Genomic DNA, 15256 nt, shown 5'->3' on the forward strand with positions numbered 1-15256 from the left:
CGTTTAGGCCGGCAAAAAAATGCAGCGGCCGGGGCCGCTGCACGGGTGAGACGAAGGGCTGGAGCGGGTTGCTATCAGGCAGTGGTTACTGCTGGGTCGTCCGCCCTTTGCTCGGCTGCTTTAGGTGCACAAGGCATTTTGTGTGGTCAGGATGATCAGCAAGCCTTGGGCGTGTTCGGCGGCATCAATGCCCAGGCTAGTGAGGTAGCCGCCATCCGGCTCGCTGATCAAGCCTTTCTCGTACAGACGAGTAATGGCCCCCTGAGCCTTTACCGAAGCCTGGTGATTAACTTTAAGCCCTTCCAAGTGGTTGCTCAGGTTAAACAGGGCGAGGATTTCCATTTCGTCGATCAGGTCTGAGGTAAACGCGTTCATGGTGACTCCGTCTGGTTGTCATGGCTGTGTTGCAGTGTAGTGGTGTGCGCCGTCGCTTGCCGAGCGGTTAGTTGCCAGCGTTCAAGAATCTGTTGGTACGTGCCATCGCGACGGATCTGCCGCATGCCTTGATCAAAGCGCTGCAACAGGGCGGGTGCCTGTGGATGGTGGCGGGAGAAGGTTAGGTACAGCTGTGGCTGATGGACTGTGGCCAGAGCTACAAATTGGCCGGCCAGCTCCGGTCTCTGCTGAATCAGCGCCTGGGTCGTGCCGCGAAAGGCCACCATATAGTCCACCCGGCTACGTTGCAGCATGAGAAACCCATTGAGATCACGGCGTACGGCGATGCGCTGAATGTCTTGGCGCGCGTCAAAATGCTCACCGTAGGTGTAACCGATGGTCACGGCCACACGTTTGCCGGCCAGCGCATCGAGATTATCCAGCGGCGCGGCGCCGTTACGCGCCCAGAGCAGAATGTCATCGCTGAACAGCATTTCCTGCGGCAACAGAAATTGCGCTTCGATGTGGGGATTTGGGGTGGTGTTGAAACACGCCACCAGGCTGCCGGTGCGGGCCAGTTCCATGCAGCGCGGATAGGGGTAGGCAGCCAGTTCGATCGGCGTGTCGCTGGTGGCGAAGGCGGCGCGCACGATGTCAGCTGACATCCCCACTATCTGCCCGCCACGCCAAGCAGTGTAGGGGTACCAATCGTCTTCGGCCCCGATGCGCACGGGTTCTGCAGCCACGATCGCGGAGTGGGTCAGTGAGCAGAGCAAGGTGAGCAAAGTACCGATTCGCTCAAGCCAACGCATCATCGGTGCTGCGCCTTGTGGGGTCAGATTGTCTGACAGTAACAACCTGCTAGCCAGGTTGAACAGTGCCCTAGGTCAAGTGCGCTTCAGTTTTGTTCCGGCAGTTCGGGCAGGGCGCGCAGGCCTTGCTCGTAGCGAGCAACGTCAAAGCCGCGGTCATCACGCAGCATCACCTCAATTTCATCGGCCAACACCAGTGCCATCAGCTCGATAATCGCCTCCCGCTCGTAGCCGACCAGGGTCAGTTTGTTCAGCACGGCCTGGATGAAGGCCGGTTCGCCGGCTGCGAGCTGGTTTTCAATGGCCTGTTTCAGGGTGTCCTCGGCAAATGCCTCGTCGTCTTGTTCGCTCATGCAGTGCTCCGAAAAGGTGTTGGTTCAGCCCTGGGCGAAATCCAATAGAGCCTGGCCGGTCAGGCGGTAAGTGGTCCATTCATCCTGCGGTTTGGCACCGAAGGATTGGTAGAAGTCGATGGCCGGTTGGTTCCAGTCCAGCACGGCCCACTCGAAACGCCCGCAGCCTTGGTTTACGGCTATTTGCGCCAGATGCCTGAGCAGGGCTTTGCCGGCACCGACGCCGCGTTTTTCCGGGGTGACGTACAGGTCTTCCAGGTACAGCCCGTTTTTGCCCAGCCAGGTTGAGTAGTTGAAGAAGTACACGGCATAACCCACCGGCGCACCCTCATGCTCACAGATCAGTGCCTGCGCACTGCTCTGCGGACCGAACAGGCTGGTTTCGATACCGGTGACATCAGTTTGCACTTCATGCTCGGCTTTCTCGTAGATCGCCAGGTCGGTGATAAAGCGCAGGATTAAGGCGGCATCTTCGACAGTGGCGGGACGGATTTGCAGTGGCATTGTGGTGTTCTCAGTCGGCAACGGGTTGTGCTCATCCACGAGGCAAAGGGTGCAGAGCCCCTCGGCCTCTTGAGTGCCTTCGATGTAGCGCACGCGCCGGCTTGCTGAGTTTCGATCAGCGGAGAAGCGAAAGCGTGGGCGCTTGGTATCGCTCATAAGGTGTTTTTACCGTCCGGCCAACAGTGCTTTGCCACGCACCACAGCTGCGCGCACCTGGTTCGGTGCGGTGCCGCCAATATGGTCACGGGCATTGACCGAGCCTTCCAGAGTTAGCACGGCGAACACGTCCTGCTCAATTTGTTCGCTGAACTGGCGCAGTTCTTCCAGGCTCATCTCGGCCAGATCTTTACCGGACTCGACGCCGTACTTCACCGCATGGCCAACGATCTCGTGGCAGTCGCGGAACGGCAGGCCTTTGCGCACCAGGTAGTCGGCCAGGTCAGTGGCGGTGGAGAAGCCGCGCAGCGCCGCTTCACGCATGATCGCGTGCTTGGGTTTGATCGCCGGGATCATGTCGGCAAAAGCGCGCAGCGAGTCGCGCAGGGTGTCGGCGGCGTCGAACAGCGGTTCTTTGTCTTCCTGGTTGTCCTTGTTGTAGGCCAGTGGCTGGCCTTTCATCAGGGTCAGCAGGCCCATCAGGGCGCCGAATACACGGCCGGTTTTGCCGCGAACCAGCTCGGGGACGTCTGGGTTTTTCTTTTGCGGCATGATCGAGCTGCCGGTGCAGAAACGATCCGGCAGGTCGATGAACTGGAACTGCGCGCTGGTCCACAGCACCAGCTCTTCGGAAAAGCGCGACAGGTGCATCATCGCAATCGAGGCAGCGGCGCAGAATTCGATGGCGAAGTCGCGATCCGATACGCCGTCCAGCGAGTTGCCGCCCACGGCGTCAAAACCCAGCAGTTGTGCGGTGATCTCGCGCTGAATCGGGTAGGTGGTGCCGGCCAGTGCGGCGCTGCCCAGCGGCATGCGGTTGGCGCGCTTGCGGCAATCGACCAGACGCTCGTAGTCGCGACTGAGCATTTCGAACCAAGCGAGCAGATGATGGCCGAAGGTCACTGGCTGGGCGGTTTGTAGGTGGGTAAAGCCGGGCATGATGGTTTCCGCCTCACGCTCGGCTTGTTCCAGCAAACCCTGTTGCAGGCGGGTGATCTCGGCGAGGATCAGGTCGATTTCGTCGCGCAGCCACAGGCGGATATCGGTGGCCACCTGGTCGTTGCGGCTACGGCCGGTGTGCAGCTTTTTACCAGTAACGCCGATGCGGTCGGTCAGGCGCGCTTCGATGTTCATGTGCACGTCTTCCAGGTCGACGCGCCAGTCGAACTGTCCGGCCTCAATTTCACCCTGAATGGTCTGCAGGCCGTCGATGATGCTGTCGCGTTCAGCGTCCGTCAGTACGCCGACCTTGGCCAGCATGGTGGCGTGGGCGATGGAGCCCATGATGTCGTGGCGATACAGGCGCTTGTCGAATTCGACGGAGGCGGTAAAGCGGGCAACAAAGGCATCGACGGGTTCGCTGAAGCGGCCGCCCCAGGATTGGTTGGTTTTTTCAGTGCTCATGGGCTTCGCTCGCTGGTGCGCTAAAACGGGCTGGCCGCGCAGGGCGGCCGGCAAGACGGAAAAGTGCGCCGATAATAACAGGCTGGCCGGCAAATTCGCCGCGTCGGATTGTTAGGCGCGCCGCTTGGTTGCGCGTGAGCAATGTCGCGCCGTTCACAGTTTTAGGGTGATGGGCGCATTTCGGTGCTTTATTTTGCCCGGTCGCAGCTGTCTATCTTGCTGCTGGAGCGGGTCACGCGGAAACTGCGGTGATGAACATAAAAAGCCTGTTGTCAGAAAAACAACCTCCTCCAGCTGATGACTTCTTCGTGCCTGAACTGTGCGAGCCAGAAGCCCTGCTGAGCATGGTCTTGCTGGCCGAGTTGCTGGTATTGGTGTTGGTGCTCTCCGAGCCGATGCTGCCGGGTTTTGACTGGGTGCGCCTGGCACTGACGTCGCTGTTTGTACAGTGGATTGTGCTGCTCTCGGCCGCTGTGTTGTGTCGCTTGCGCCCGCTGATGGCGCGTATGCCGGCCGCCACAGCAGGCGCCTTGTGCTGCGCAATTGTGGTTGCCCTGAGTCTGATCTGCACCGCTGTGGCCGATTACTACGAGCTGGGTGGGCCGTTGCCGCGTACAGGTGAGGTCAATCTTTACCTGCGTCATGCCCTGATTAGTCTGATTATGTCGGCGTTGCTGCTGCGCTATTTCTACCTGCAGAGCCAGTGGCGCAAGCAGGAGCAGGCCGAGTTGCGTGCGCGCATCGAATCGCTGCAGGCGCGGATTCGTCCGCACTTTCTCTTCAATAGCTTGAACAGCATTGCCAGCCTGGTGGTGATCGACCCGTACAAGGCCGAGCAGGCGGTGTTGGACCTCTCCGATCTGTTCCGCGCCAGCCTGGCCAAGCCCGGCAGCCTGGTGCCCTGGCGTGAGGAGCTGGAGCTGGCGCAACGATATTTGTCGATTGAGCGCTATCGGCTCGGCGAGCGTCTACAGTTGCAGTGGGAGGTTGCCGGGGTGCCGGATGACTTGCCGATTCCACAACTGACGCTGCAGCCCCTGCTGGAAAACGCCTTGATCTACGGTATTGCGCCGCGCATCGAAGGCGGTCTGGTGCGGGTCGAGGCGAGTTATCACGAGGGGGTGTTTCTGTTGTGCGTGAGTAATCCATACGAGCAGGTGAGCGAACAACCGCCATCGAACGGTACCCATCAGGCACTGAGCAATATCGATGCGCGGCTGGTGGCACTTTTCGGGCCGCGCGCCAGTCTGAGCGTAGAGCGCCGTGACGGCCGCCATTTCACGCGTCTACGCTATCCTTGTGCGAGACCCAAGCAGGAAGCCCGTGCATTATGAATGTCCTGATTGTCGATGATGAACCCCTGGCCCGTGAGCGCCTGAGCCGTATGGTCGGCGAACTCGATGGTTATCGCGTGCTTGAACCGGCTGCCAGCAACGGCGAAGAGGCCCTGAGCCTGATCGACAGCTTGAAGCCAGATGTGGTGCTGCTGGATATCCGCATGCCTGGTTTGGACGGGCTGCAGGTGGCGGCCAAACTCTGTGAGCGCGAAGCGCCACCGGCGGTGATTTTCTGTACGGCGCATGATGAATTTGCTCTGGAAGCCTTCCAGGTCAGCGCGGTCGGTTATCTGGTCAAGCCGGTTCGTTTGGAAAACCTCAGCGCGGCGCTGAAGAAAGCCGAACGGCCCAATCGGGTACAACTGGCAGCCCTGACTCGGCCAGCCGCGGACAGTGGCGGTGGCCCGCGTAGTCATATCAGTGCGCGTACTCGTAAAGGTATCGAGCTAATTCCGCTGGATCAGGTGATCTACTTCATCGCCGACCACAAATACGTCACCCTGCGTCACGCCGGCGGTGAGGTGCTTTTAGATGAGCCGCTGAAGGCACTTGAAGACGAGTTTGGTGATCGCTTTGTGCGTATCCATCGTAATGCACTGGTTGCGCGTGACCGTATCGAGCGCCTGCAGCGCACGCCACTTGGGCATTTCCAGCTATTTCTCAAGGGCATGGACGACGAGGCGCTGATTGTTAGCCGCCGGCACGTGGCCGGTGTGCGCAAGCTGATGCACAACCTTTAACGTTCCGGCTGGATCTGATGCGCGTCGGCGGTCCTGCCTTGAAAACAGGCTCACTCTGGCCCGCAAGATCCGATACGGGTTGCTAAGCGGCTTTAGCTGCTAGGGTTGCAGGCTTGATCTGGGCCAGCCTGTTATTATCCCCGGCAGTTCGTTTTCTGGAATTGCCCATGTCTCGCGAAATCCGCATTGCCACCCGTAAAAGTGCCCTGGCCCTGTGGCAGGCCGAACACGTAAAAGCCCGTTTAGAGCAGGCGCACCCTGGCCTTAAAGTCAGCTTGGTACCCATGGTCAGCCGTGGCGACAAGCTGCTCGATGCGCCGCTGGCGAAGATCGGCGGTAAAGGCCTTTTTGTTAAAGAGCTGGAAACCGCGCTGCTGGAGAATCAGGCCGATATCGCCGTGCATTCGATGAAGGATGTGCCGATGGACTTCCCTGAGGGGCTGGGCCTGTATTGCATCTGCGAGCGTGAAGACCCGCGCGATGCCTTCGTTTCCAACACCTATGCCAGCCTCGATGCATTGCCCGCAGGCAGTGTGGTCGGCACCTCTAGCCTGCGCCGTCAGGCGCAACTGCTGGCGCGCCGGCCGGATCTGAAAATCCAATTCCTGCGCGGCAACGTCAACACTCGCCTGGCCAAGTTGGATGCCGGTGACTACGACGCCATTATCCTTGCCGCAGCCGGCCTGATTCGCCTGGGTTTCGAGGAGCGCATCCGCTCCTCGATCAGCGCCGAAGACAGCCTGCCAGCGGGTGGTCAGGGCGCGGTGGGCATTGAGTGCCGCACGGCTGATAGCGAAATCCATGCCCTGCTGGCGCCCCTGCATCACCGCGATACCGCCTTGCGGGTAACCGCCGAGCGCGCCCTGAACAAACACCTCAATGGTGGCTGCCAAGTGCCGATTGCCTGCTATGCCCTGTTGGAGGGCGAGCAGCTGTGGTTGCGTGGCCTGGTCGGGCAGCCTGACGGTTCGCAACTGCTGCGTGCTGAACAGCGTGGCAGCAGCGCAGATGCCGAGCTGCTGGGGATCGCAGTGGCCGAAGCGCTGCTGGCCCAAGGCGCGGCCGCCATTCTGCAGGCGGTATACGGTGAGGCCGCCGCCGAGTGAAAAGCTGGCGTTTGCTGCTGACGCGACCGGCCGAAGAGTCGGCTGCACTGGCCGCCACGTTGGCCCAGCAGGGTATCTACAGCAGCAGCTTGCCGTTGTTGGCGATTCAACCCTTGAATGTGTGTGCAGAGCAGCGTGCCATGCTTGCCGGCGTGCAGCGCTATTGCGCCGTGATCGTAGTGAGCAAGCCGGCAGCACGCCTGGGTCTTGCTCTGTTAGAGCACACTCAGCAATGCGTGCCTGCCGAGCAACCCTGGTTCAGCGTCGGTGCGGCAACGGCGCAGATTCTTCGCGAGCATGGCTTGCAAGTGCATTACCCCGAGCAGGGCGATGACAGTGAAGCGCTGCTTGCCTTGCCGCAATTTCAGCACGCGCTGGCTGCGGCTGTTGACCCACAGGTGCTGATTCTGCGCGGCGAGGGTGGCCGAGAATTACTGGCTGAGCGTTTGCGCGCACACGGGGCGCAAGTGGACTATCTGCCTCTGTATCGCCGCGTACTGCCGGATTATCCGCCTGCGGCGCTGGTTGAGCGCGTTCATGCTGAACGCCTGAACGCGCTGGTGGTCAGCAGTGGGCAGGGCTTTGTGCATTTGCGCGAGCTGGCCGCTGACGCGTGGGCAGAATTGGCCCTGCTACCCTTATTTGTACCCAGCCCACGAGTGGCCGAAATGGCTCGTGCGGCGGGTGCGCAAGCTGTGGTGGATTGCCGTGGCGCGAGTGCTGCGGCATTGCTAGCAGCGTTGCATGAGCAACCTGCCCCCGATCTCTGACGCAAAGGATGGATACGTGAGCGAAGCAACTACTCCGAAAGAGCACGAACAGCCGCCAGTAGAGGCCGCCGCGGATTTGCCGAGTACACCGGCACCGTCTGCAGCCAAGCCGGCCGCGCGCGGTAATGGCCTGGCGCTACTGGCATTGCTCGTCGCGGCGGCGGGCGCCGGTGCTGGTGGCTGGGGGCTGTGGCAGTTGCAGAAGCTTGAGGCCCGTGAACAACAGCAGCTGAGCCAGTTGCAGGAGGCGCGCAATGATGCGCTGCGCTTGGCGCAGGCGGGCGACAAGCTAGAGCAGCGTTTGGATCAGCTGCCAAGCGTGGAAGAATTGGACACCCGTCGCCGTCTACTGACGCAGCTGCAGGGCGACCAGCAATTGCTCAACCAACGGTTGGAAACCGTGCTGGGTGCCAGCCGTCAGGACTGGCGCCTGGCCGAGGCCGAGCATCTGCTGCGCCTGGCGAGCCTGCGACTGTCTGCCTTGCAGGACATCAACAGCGCCACCGCGCTGGTGCAGGCGGCCGATGAAATTCTTCATGAACAAGATGATCCCGCGGCGTTTGCAGCGCGCGAGCAATTGGCCAAGAGCCTGCAAGCGTTGCGTTCGACCGCTAACCCGGATCGCACCGGGCTGTTTTTGCAACTCGGCGCCTTGCGTGAGCAGGTGGCGCAACTCAATGCTCAAGCGCCGACGTTCAGCGGCGAGGGCGGCGTGCTCCGTGAACTGGCCCACAAGGGCGCGGCTGAGCCGCAATGGTGGCAGCGCGCGCTCCAGGCGTTGTCGGAATATTTCCGCATCGACTTCAATGCTGACCGTAATATTCGGCCGATGCTCGCCGGCCAAAGTCTGACGCAGGTGCGCCTGGCCCTTAGCTTGGCGCTAGAGCAGGCGCAGTGGGGCGCGTTGCATGGGCAGCGCGCTGTGTATCGCCAAGCCTTGCAGCAGGCGCGTGACGTGCTGGATGCGCACTTCGATGTGGATCACCCCAACAGCCGCGCCCTGCGTGCGCGCATTGATGAGCTGGCCGAGCAGCCGATTGCGGTGACGCCGCCGGACCTCACCCCGGCGCTGAATGCAGTGCAAGCCTATCTGCAGGCCAAACAGGCGGCGCGTAGCCAGCAGGAGGCCGAAGCTGGGCCAGCTGCGGCGGTACAGGATGATGCTGAGGCCGCACTGCAGGAGGCGCTGCAATGAAGCGCATCTACGGGTTGCTGCTGATCCTGGGCCTGGCTGCTGGCGTTGCCGGTCTTGTCTGGTTCGGTATGCCGTTGGCTGAGCACAAGGGTTATGTGCTGATTGCTTTCCAGGGCTTTCGTTATGAGTCCAGCCTGTGGGCTTTTGTCGCGCTGGTGCTGGTTATTTGGCTGCTGATTTACGGGGTTCGGCTGAGCATCCGGCTGCTGATAACGTCCGGCGGTCTGATCAACCCTTGGTCACGCCTGCACAGCCGTCGTCGGGCGCGTCTGGCGTCTGAGCAGGGTTTTCTTGACTTGGCTGAAGGTCGCTGGGCGCGGGCACTGCGTAACCTCAAACAGGCGGCTAATAACTCAGCGCAGCCCTTGAGTTATTACCTGGGCGCGGCGCGTGCAGCGAACGAGTTGGGGCAGTACGAAGACAGCGACGGCTTGCTTGAGCAGGCCCTCAACCGTCAGCCGCAAGCGGAGCTGGCGATTGCCTTGCAGCACGCCGAGTTGCAATTGGCGCGGGGTCAGACGGTTGATGCGCTGGAGACGCTGCAGGTCATGCGCGCGCGTCATCCACACCATCATCTGGTGTTGCGTCAGTTGCAGCAGCTCTATCTACAGTCCGGTGACTGGTCAGCCCTGCTTGGCCTGCTCCCCGACTTGCGCAAGGAAAAAGCCCTGGGTAATGCTGAGCTGAGTGAGCTTGAGCGTCAGGCCTGGCGTGGACGTTTGCTGCAGGCTGGGCAGCCAGTCGATGGTGATGCGCAGGCTGCTTTGCTTGTGTTGCAACAGGCGTGGCAGGCGATGCCGGCCGCGCAGCACCAACAGCCCGAGTTAGTCACGGTGTATGCCGAACAACTGCGCCAGCTGGGTGCCGATGCGGAGGCTGAAGAGCTGCTGCGGCATTTCCTGCAACAGCATTACGACACCGCCCTGATCCGTCTTTATGGCTTGCTGCGTGGGCGTGATCTGGGCAAACAATTAAACACAGCCGAAGGCTGGTTAAAACAACATCCGCAGGATGCCGGGCTGCTGCTGACGCTGGGGCGGCTGTGTGTGCATGGCCAGCTGTGGGGCAAGGCTCAGGATTACCTGGAAAGTAGCCTGGCCTTTGAGCGTCATCCGGAAACCTGCGCTGAACTGGCCCGCCTGATGGCGCAGTTAGGCGATTTAGAGCGCAGCAACAGCCTGTATCAGGAAGGCCTGCGCTTGCTTGACTCACGTTTGTGCCTGCCGGCCTTGCCGGCGACGATCTGACCTAAGCGGTTATTGAGGTGTGTATGCGGGCGTTGCTACTGCTTTGCTTGATGACGATGCTGGCCGGCTGCGCGGGTCCGCAGGTGAATGATTACGCCAGTGAACAGCCGCGTTTGGAATTGAGTGATTACTTCAACGGTGAGATGCAGGCCTGGGGCATGTTTCAGAACCGCTCCGGGGAGGTGGTCAAACGCTTTCACGTGGCCATGACAGGTACCTGGGAAGGCGATGTGGGTGTCCTTGATGAGCGCTTTACCTACAGCGACGCTACCACCGAGCGCCGCGTCTGGACCCTGACCAAACAAGCGGATGGTAGCTGGCGCGGGACTGCCGATGATGTCGAGGGTGTGGCGGTCGGGCATGTCGCCGGTAACGCGCTGCATTGGCGTTACAAGCTGCGCCTGAAGGTTGATGATTCAACCTATGTGGTTGATTTTGATGACTGGATGTTCTTGATGGACGGCCAGGTCATGCTCAACCGTGCGCGTATGTCCAAGTGGGGCATCGATCTCGGTCAGGTGACCCTGAGCTTCTACAAGCCTGTTGTCACGCCAGAGGCTGAGTAATTACCGGTTAAACGCTTGTATGAAATTATCTCCAGCGCTGCCTTGAAGGCTTAGACCGGCGGGCATAATGTGACCTCGAGAACCGCCGAAAAGTTGCCATTTCACCGTTGTTTTCGCAAACCGTGCACGGACTGACAAAAAACTGGCCTACTGCGGGCGAACAACACTAATAGCAATAGGGAAGTAGAGGTCATCATGCTCGAGAGTTGTCAGAACGCCCAAGAACGCTGGGGAGGGGTTCACCTGCTGATTGATCGCTGGTTGCAAGAGCGCAAGGAACTGGTTGAGGCCTATGCCGGCCTCAACGGCCCAGCACATGCGCCGAGCGCCGAGACCCTGCAGCACTTTTGCGAAATATTGGTCGACTATGTGTCGGCGGGCCACTTCGAGGTCTACGAACAGTTGACCAGCGAAGCGAAGGCATTTGGCGATCAGCGCGGCCTCGGTCTGGCCACACAGATTTACCCTCGTATTGAGGCGATTACCGAGGTGGTGCTGGCGTTTAATGATCGCTGCGATAAAGGCGATTGCCATAATTCCCCTTCGCTGCTTGATGAGCTCAAACACCTGGGGCAATTGCTTCACGAGCGCTTCGAGTTGGAGGATTGCTTGATTGAAGTTCTGCACAACGCTCATCAGGAACAGGCAGCCGCTGCCCTCTGATGGCTACTCTTTGGTGTCGAGCAGCTCAAGCTCGAACACCAGGGGCGAGTAGGGTGGAATTAAATCCCCCGCACCTTCTTCGCCATACGCCTGAGCCGATGGAATCACCAAGCGCCACTGCGCACCCACCGGCATCTGCTGTAACGCGCTACGCCATCCGGTGATTACGCTGTCTAAACGAAACCACTGCGCCGTCTGACTTTCGTCGAACGGGCTAGCATCAGCCAGAAATCCTACATAACGCACCTGTACGCTGGCATTTGGGCCCGGCGTGCGGCCGCTGCCGGCGCGCAGTTCCTGCATCAGTACGCCGTCTTGCAGCACGCGCACTCCCGCTTTGGCTTTCTCCGTTGCGAGGAAACGTTGCTCCGCCGTCTTGGCTTTCTCGCTGCGCTGCGGTGCGCTCGCCAGTTGCGCTTCATGTTCAGCCAGCAGGCTTTCGATGCGCTTACCGTCCAGCGCCAGTGGCTCGTTGCGGTAGGCCTGACGCAGGCCATCGAGCAGGGCTTGCAGCTGCAAGTCAGGCACCTCGTCGCGCAGGCGTTCGCCGAGCTTTACTCCCAGGCTGTAGGCAAGATCGTGTGAGTGATGGTCTGCCTGAGCCAATGGCGTGAGCAGGCAGATCATGAGCAAAGTAAGGCGTGACATGGCTGTTCTCCGGCCGAAGTTGCGCCGATTATGCCAGCCGAGCGCACAAGCTCAATGTGCGAGGTGGCAAGGCGTGCTGGAGGAGGTCTAGTATGGCGTCATGTTCACCCGCCAGGAGGCGCGTCATGTCGGCTAAAAAAAACGCAAAGAAGAAATCCGTGAGTACACCCCTGCATCTGTTGCAGCAGCTTTCCAGCAGCTTGCTTGAGCACCTTGAAGACGCCTGCTCGCGCGCCTTGATTGATGCCGAAAAGCTGCTCGCCAAGCTGGAAAAACAGCGCGGCAAGGCCCAGGAGAAACTGCACAACGCCCGCAGCAAAATGCAGGATGCCGCAGTGGCCGGCAAAGTGAAGGCCCAGGCTAAGGCTAAAGAAGCCGTGGCAGAGCTGGAGCAACTGCTCGACACCTTGAAGGACCGTCAAAGCGAGACCCGCAGCTACATTGCCGGGCTCAAGCGTGACGCGCAGGAGAGCCTGAAATTAGCGCAAGGCGTTGGCAAGGTTAAGGAAGCCGTCAACAAGGCCCTGGATAGCCGCACCGCCAAGGCCGCGCTGGTCAAGCCTGCTGCGACTAAAGCCCCAGCTAAACCAGCTGCCAAAGCTGCGAGCAAAGCGCCCGCTGCGGCAAAGCCTGCGGCCAAGGCGCCCGCCAAACCGGTCGCAAAGAAGCCCGCAGCGGCCAGCCCGGTCAAGCCTGCCGCGAGCAAGCCGGTTACAACGCCTGCCAAGGCTGCTGCAAAACCTGCAGTGAAAAAGGCGCCGGCGGCTAAACCCGCTAGCAAGCCAGCGGCCAAGCCGGTTGCCCAACCTGCCGCCAAGCCTGCAGTGAAGAAAGCGGCTACTAAGCCCGCCGCTAAAGCAGTTACCAAGCCAGCTGCTACCAAGGCCGCTGCCGCAGAAACCCTAGCTGCACCGGCCGCCAGCACTGGCGCGCCAACCAGCGCTGTTTAAACCCTGAGCTGTGCCGCCGCGATGCGCAGTGTTTGCAGGGCATCGCGGTTGGCGGCTTCAGGCGCTAGGCGTTCCAGCCAGTTCAGAGGGGCGCTTGCCTCGCTGCTCACCCATTCTTGAGTACAGGCCGCCAGGCGTTGCAGCTGCTCGCGTTCTGCGCCCAGCTCGAGCTTTTTAACCTGTTCACGTAAGGCTGCCAGGGCTTGATCGCTTTGCGCTGCCTGACGCCAGCTCTGCCGTAGATTGCGCAGCGGTACGACCACCTGTTGTTGCCAGGGGTGCGCCAGGTTGAGCAAGGTTAGTGCGCGGTCATTGCTGCACGTGACTTGCCTGGTTTCCAGCCAGGCGGCGCACAGCAGCAGGCATACGTCAGCGCCGTCATCTTGCAGGCGCAGGCAAGCGGCCTCAACGCCGGGTTGTTGGTACAGGTCTTGGGCGAATCGCCACAGGTCAGTAGGCATGGTGCTTTCCGGGTTTCTCTAAAGGGACTCTGGTAGACTCCGCCGCCATTATGATCCGACTCCAGAACCTGACTTTACAGCGTGGCCCTCAGCGTCTGCTAGAAGACGCCGAGATGACCCTGCACCCCGGCCACAAAGCCGGCCTGATCGGCGCTAACGGCGCCGGCAAATCCAGCCTGTTTGCCCTGTTTCGGGGTGAGCTGACTGCGGACGCAGGCGACTGCCTGATACCTGCCGACTGGCGCGTGGCGCACATGCGTCAGGAGATCGACGCCGTCGAACGCCAGGCCGTTGATTATGTGCTTGATGGCGACGTCAAGCTGCGCCGGGTGCAGGCCGAACTGGCCGTGGCCGAAGCTGCGCATGACGGCGCTGCCGTGGCGCGCTTGCACACCGAACTTGACACCCTCGACGGTTACAGTGCCGATGCCCGTGCGCGCAAGTTGCTCGCCGGCTTGGGCTTTGGCAGTGCGCAGATGGACCGCCGTGTCGGCGACTTCTCCGGTGGCTGGCGCATGCGCTTGAACCTGGCGCAGGCACTGATGTGCCCGTCCGACCTGTTGCTGCTCGATGAGCCGACCAACCACCTCGACCTCGATGCGATTCTTTGGCTGGAAGGCTGGCTGAAAAGCTACCCCGGCACCCTGTTACTGATCTCTCACGACCGCGACTTTCTCGATGCCGTGGTCGATCATGTGGCGCACCTCGATCAGCAGAAGCTGACACTCTACCGTGGCGGCTATTCAGCTTTTGAACGCACCCGTGCTGAGCGTCTGGCGCAGCAGCAACAGGCGTACGAAAAGCAGCAAGTGCAGCGCGCGCACATGGAAAAGTACATCGCCCGCTTTAAGGCTCAAGCCACCAAAGCGCGCCAGGCACAGAGCCGGATCAAGGCGCTGGAGCGCATGGAGGAGCTGTCGGCGGCGCATGTCGATTCGCCGTTTGATTTCAGCTTCCGTGAAGCCGATAAAATCTCCAGCCCACTGCTCAGTCTGAGTGAAGGTCGCCTTGGCTATGGCGACAAGGTGGTGCTGGAAAAGGTCAAGCTCAGCCTGGCACCCGGTGCTCGCATCGGCTTGCTCGGACCGAACGGTGCGGGCAAGTCGACCCTGATCAAAAACCTCTCGAACGAACTGCAGCCCATCAGCGGTCATCTGCAGCGCGGCGAGAATCTGGTGGTCGGCTATTTCGCCCAGCATCAACTCGATGCGCTGGACGATAAAGCCAGCCCGCTGCTGCACTTCCAGCGTCTGGCACCCACCGAGCGTGAGCAGACTCTGCGCGACTTCCTTGGCGGTTTCGACTTCCGCGGCCCGCGTTGCGACGAGCCGGTGCTGAATTTCTCCGGTGGTGAGAAAGCCCGTCTGGCCTTGGCGCTGATCGCTTGGGGCAAGCCCAACCTGCTGCTGCTGGATGAACCGACCAACCACCTCGACTTGGAAATGCGCCTGGCGCTGACCATGGCCCTGCAAGAGTTCAGCGGCGCGGTGGTGGTGGTGTCGCACGACCGTCATTTGCTGAAAAGCACCACCGACGAATTCCTGCTGGTGGCGGATGGGCAGGTGCTGCCCTTCGACGGTGATCTGGAAGACTACGCCCGCTGGCTAGTCGATTACCGCGTGCGTCAGGCGCCGGCCAGCAGCAGCGAGAGCAATCCGGATAAAACCGACAAGCGCGTACAGCGTCAGGCTGCTGCCGCGCTGCGCCAGCAGTTGGCTCCGCACAAGCGCGAAGCCGACAAGCTGGAAAAAGAACTGGGCCAGTTGCACGAGAAACTGGCCGCTGTGGAAGCCCGCCTGGGCGACAGCGAGATTTATGACGCGGGGCAAAAAGATGCACTGCGTGATGCCCTGGCCGAGCAGGCGACGCTGAAAAGCCGTGAGGCCGATCTGGAAGAGCGCTGGATGACGGCCCTGGAAACCCTCGAAGCCTTGCAGGCCGAGTTGGAGGCCGCCAGTTGAACATCACC

17 protein-coding genes are annotated in these 15256 nt (G+C 60.8%); 10 read left to right on the top strand and 7 right to left on the bottom strand.

The features are described 5' to 3' along the window. Positions 1-120 precede the first annotated feature (120 nt). The 5 genes from AC0J6G_RS17705 to argH all read right to left on the bottom strand — a co-directional run bounded on the left by AC0J6G_RS17705 (position 121) and on the right by argH (position 3604). The gene (locus AC0J6G_RS17705) at positions 121-375 is read right to left on the bottom strand and encodes a TIGR02647 family protein (protein ID WP_475249992.1); all 255 of its coding nucleotides are present in this window, start codon (positions 373-375) and stop codon (positions 121-123) included. Continuing rightward, a complete protein-coding gene (locus tag AC0J6G_RS17710; RefSeq protein WP_475249994.1) occupies positions 372-1190 on the bottom strand; it encodes a substrate-binding periplasmic protein in 819 nt (272 codons plus the stop codon). The genes AC0J6G_RS17705 and AC0J6G_RS17710 overlap by 4 nt, the downstream gene beginning before the upstream one ends. An 83-nt stretch (positions 1191-1273) precedes the next feature. After that, positions 1274-1540, bottom strand: a complete 267-nt coding sequence (locus AC0J6G_RS17715) for a hypothetical protein (RefSeq protein WP_475249995.1) — start codon at positions 1538-1540, stop codon at positions 1274-1276. A 24-nt stretch (positions 1541-1564) separates the two neighbouring features. Then, on the bottom strand, positions 1565-2044 hold the full coding sequence (locus AC0J6G_RS17720; protein WP_475253815.1) for an N-acetyltransferase family protein: 480 nt from the start codon (positions 2042-2044) through the stop codon (positions 1565-1567). 165 nt (positions 2045-2209) lie between these two features. Beyond that, entirely contained in the window at positions 2210-3604 is a 1395-nt protein-coding gene (gene argH, locus AC0J6G_RS17725; RefSeq protein ID WP_475249997.1) for an argininosuccinate lyase, read from the bottom strand. 251 nt (positions 3605-3855) lie between these two features. Here argH and AC0J6G_RS17730 point away from each other — a divergent pair, with 251 nt between their 5' ends. From AC0J6G_RS17730 to rsd, 8 genes are all read left to right on the top strand, one after another. Further along, positions 3856-4938 (top strand): sensor histidine kinase, encoded by a 1083-nt coding sequence (locus AC0J6G_RS17730; RefSeq protein WP_475249999.1) that lies wholly within the window; start codon positions 3856-3858, stop codon positions 4936-4938. Continuing rightward, positions 4935-5681 (top strand): LytR/AlgR family response regulator transcription factor, encoded by a 747-nt coding sequence (locus AC0J6G_RS17735; protein WP_475250001.1) that lies wholly within the window; start codon positions 4935-4937, stop codon positions 5679-5681. Before AC0J6G_RS17730 ends, AC0J6G_RS17735 begins: the two co-directional genes overlap by 4 nt. Before the next feature lie 167 nt (positions 5682-5848). Then, positions 5849-6787 carry a hydroxymethylbilane synthase gene (hemC, locus tag AC0J6G_RS17740; RefSeq protein WP_475250003.1) on the top strand — a complete coding sequence of 313 codons (939 nt, stop codon included), beginning with the start codon at positions 5849-5851 and terminating at the stop codon, positions 6785-6787. Further along, entirely contained in the window at positions 6784-7557 is a 774-nt protein-coding gene (locus tag AC0J6G_RS17745) for a uroporphyrinogen-III synthase (RefSeq protein WP_475250005.1), read from the top strand. Before hemC ends, AC0J6G_RS17745 begins: the two co-directional genes overlap by 4 nt. Positions 7558-7573: 16 nt before the next feature. Further along, positions 7574-8752, top strand: coding sequence for a uroporphyrinogen-III C-methyltransferase (locus AC0J6G_RS17750; RefSeq protein ID WP_475250007.1), 1179 nt, complete (start codon positions 7574-7576; stop codon positions 8750-8752). Continuing rightward, positions 8749-9999, top strand: a complete 1251-nt coding sequence (locus tag AC0J6G_RS17755) for a heme biosynthesis HemY N-terminal domain-containing protein (RefSeq protein WP_475250009.1) — start codon at positions 8749-8751, stop codon at positions 9997-9999. The genes AC0J6G_RS17750 and AC0J6G_RS17755 overlap by 4 nt, the downstream gene beginning before the upstream one ends. Before the next feature lie 23 nt (positions 10000-10022). Beyond that, a complete protein-coding gene (locus AC0J6G_RS17760) occupies positions 10023-10565 on the top strand; it encodes a DUF3833 domain-containing protein (RefSeq protein WP_475250011.1) in 543 nt (180 codons plus the stop codon). A 195-nt stretch (positions 10566-10760) separates the two neighbouring features. Then, the gene (gene rsd, locus AC0J6G_RS17765) at positions 10761-11228 is read left to right on the top strand and encodes a sigma D regulator (RefSeq protein ID WP_475250012.1); all 468 of its coding nucleotides are present in this window, start codon (positions 10761-10763) and stop codon (positions 11226-11228) included. 3 nt (positions 11229-11231) lie between these two features. On the opposite strand, the gene AC0J6G_RS17770 is transcribed toward rsd, so the two are convergent. Beyond that, the gene (locus AC0J6G_RS17770; protein ID WP_475250014.1) at positions 11232-11876 is read right to left on the bottom strand and encodes an FKBP-type peptidyl-prolyl cis-trans isomerase; all 645 of its coding nucleotides are present in this window, start codon (positions 11874-11876) and stop codon (positions 11232-11234) included. A 125-nt stretch (positions 11877-12001) separates the two neighbouring features. On the opposite strand from AC0J6G_RS17770, the gene AC0J6G_RS17775 reads away from it, so the two are divergent. Further along, positions 12002-12826: an AlgP family protein gene (locus AC0J6G_RS17775; protein WP_475250016.1), complete on the top strand. Its 825-nt coding sequence runs from the start codon at positions 12002-12004 to the stop codon at positions 12824-12826. On the opposite strand, the gene AC0J6G_RS17780 is transcribed toward AC0J6G_RS17775, so the two are convergent. Next, the gene (locus tag AC0J6G_RS17780; RefSeq protein WP_475250018.1) at positions 12823-13287 is read right to left on the bottom strand and encodes a TIGR02444 family protein; all 465 of its coding nucleotides are present in this window, start codon (positions 13285-13287) and stop codon (positions 12823-12825) included. The genes AC0J6G_RS17775 and AC0J6G_RS17780 overlap by 4 nt on opposite strands. A 50-nt stretch (positions 13288-13337) precedes the next feature. On the opposite strand from AC0J6G_RS17780, the gene AC0J6G_RS17785 reads away from it, so the two are divergent. Next, on the top strand, positions 13338-15248 hold the full coding sequence (locus tag AC0J6G_RS17785) for an ATP-binding cassette domain-containing protein (protein WP_475250020.1): 1911 nt from the start codon (positions 13338-13340) through the stop codon (positions 15246-15248). Positions 15249-15256 lie beyond the last annotated feature (8 nt).

Source organism: Pseudomonas sp. TS_SC_3 (assembly GCF_056156225.1).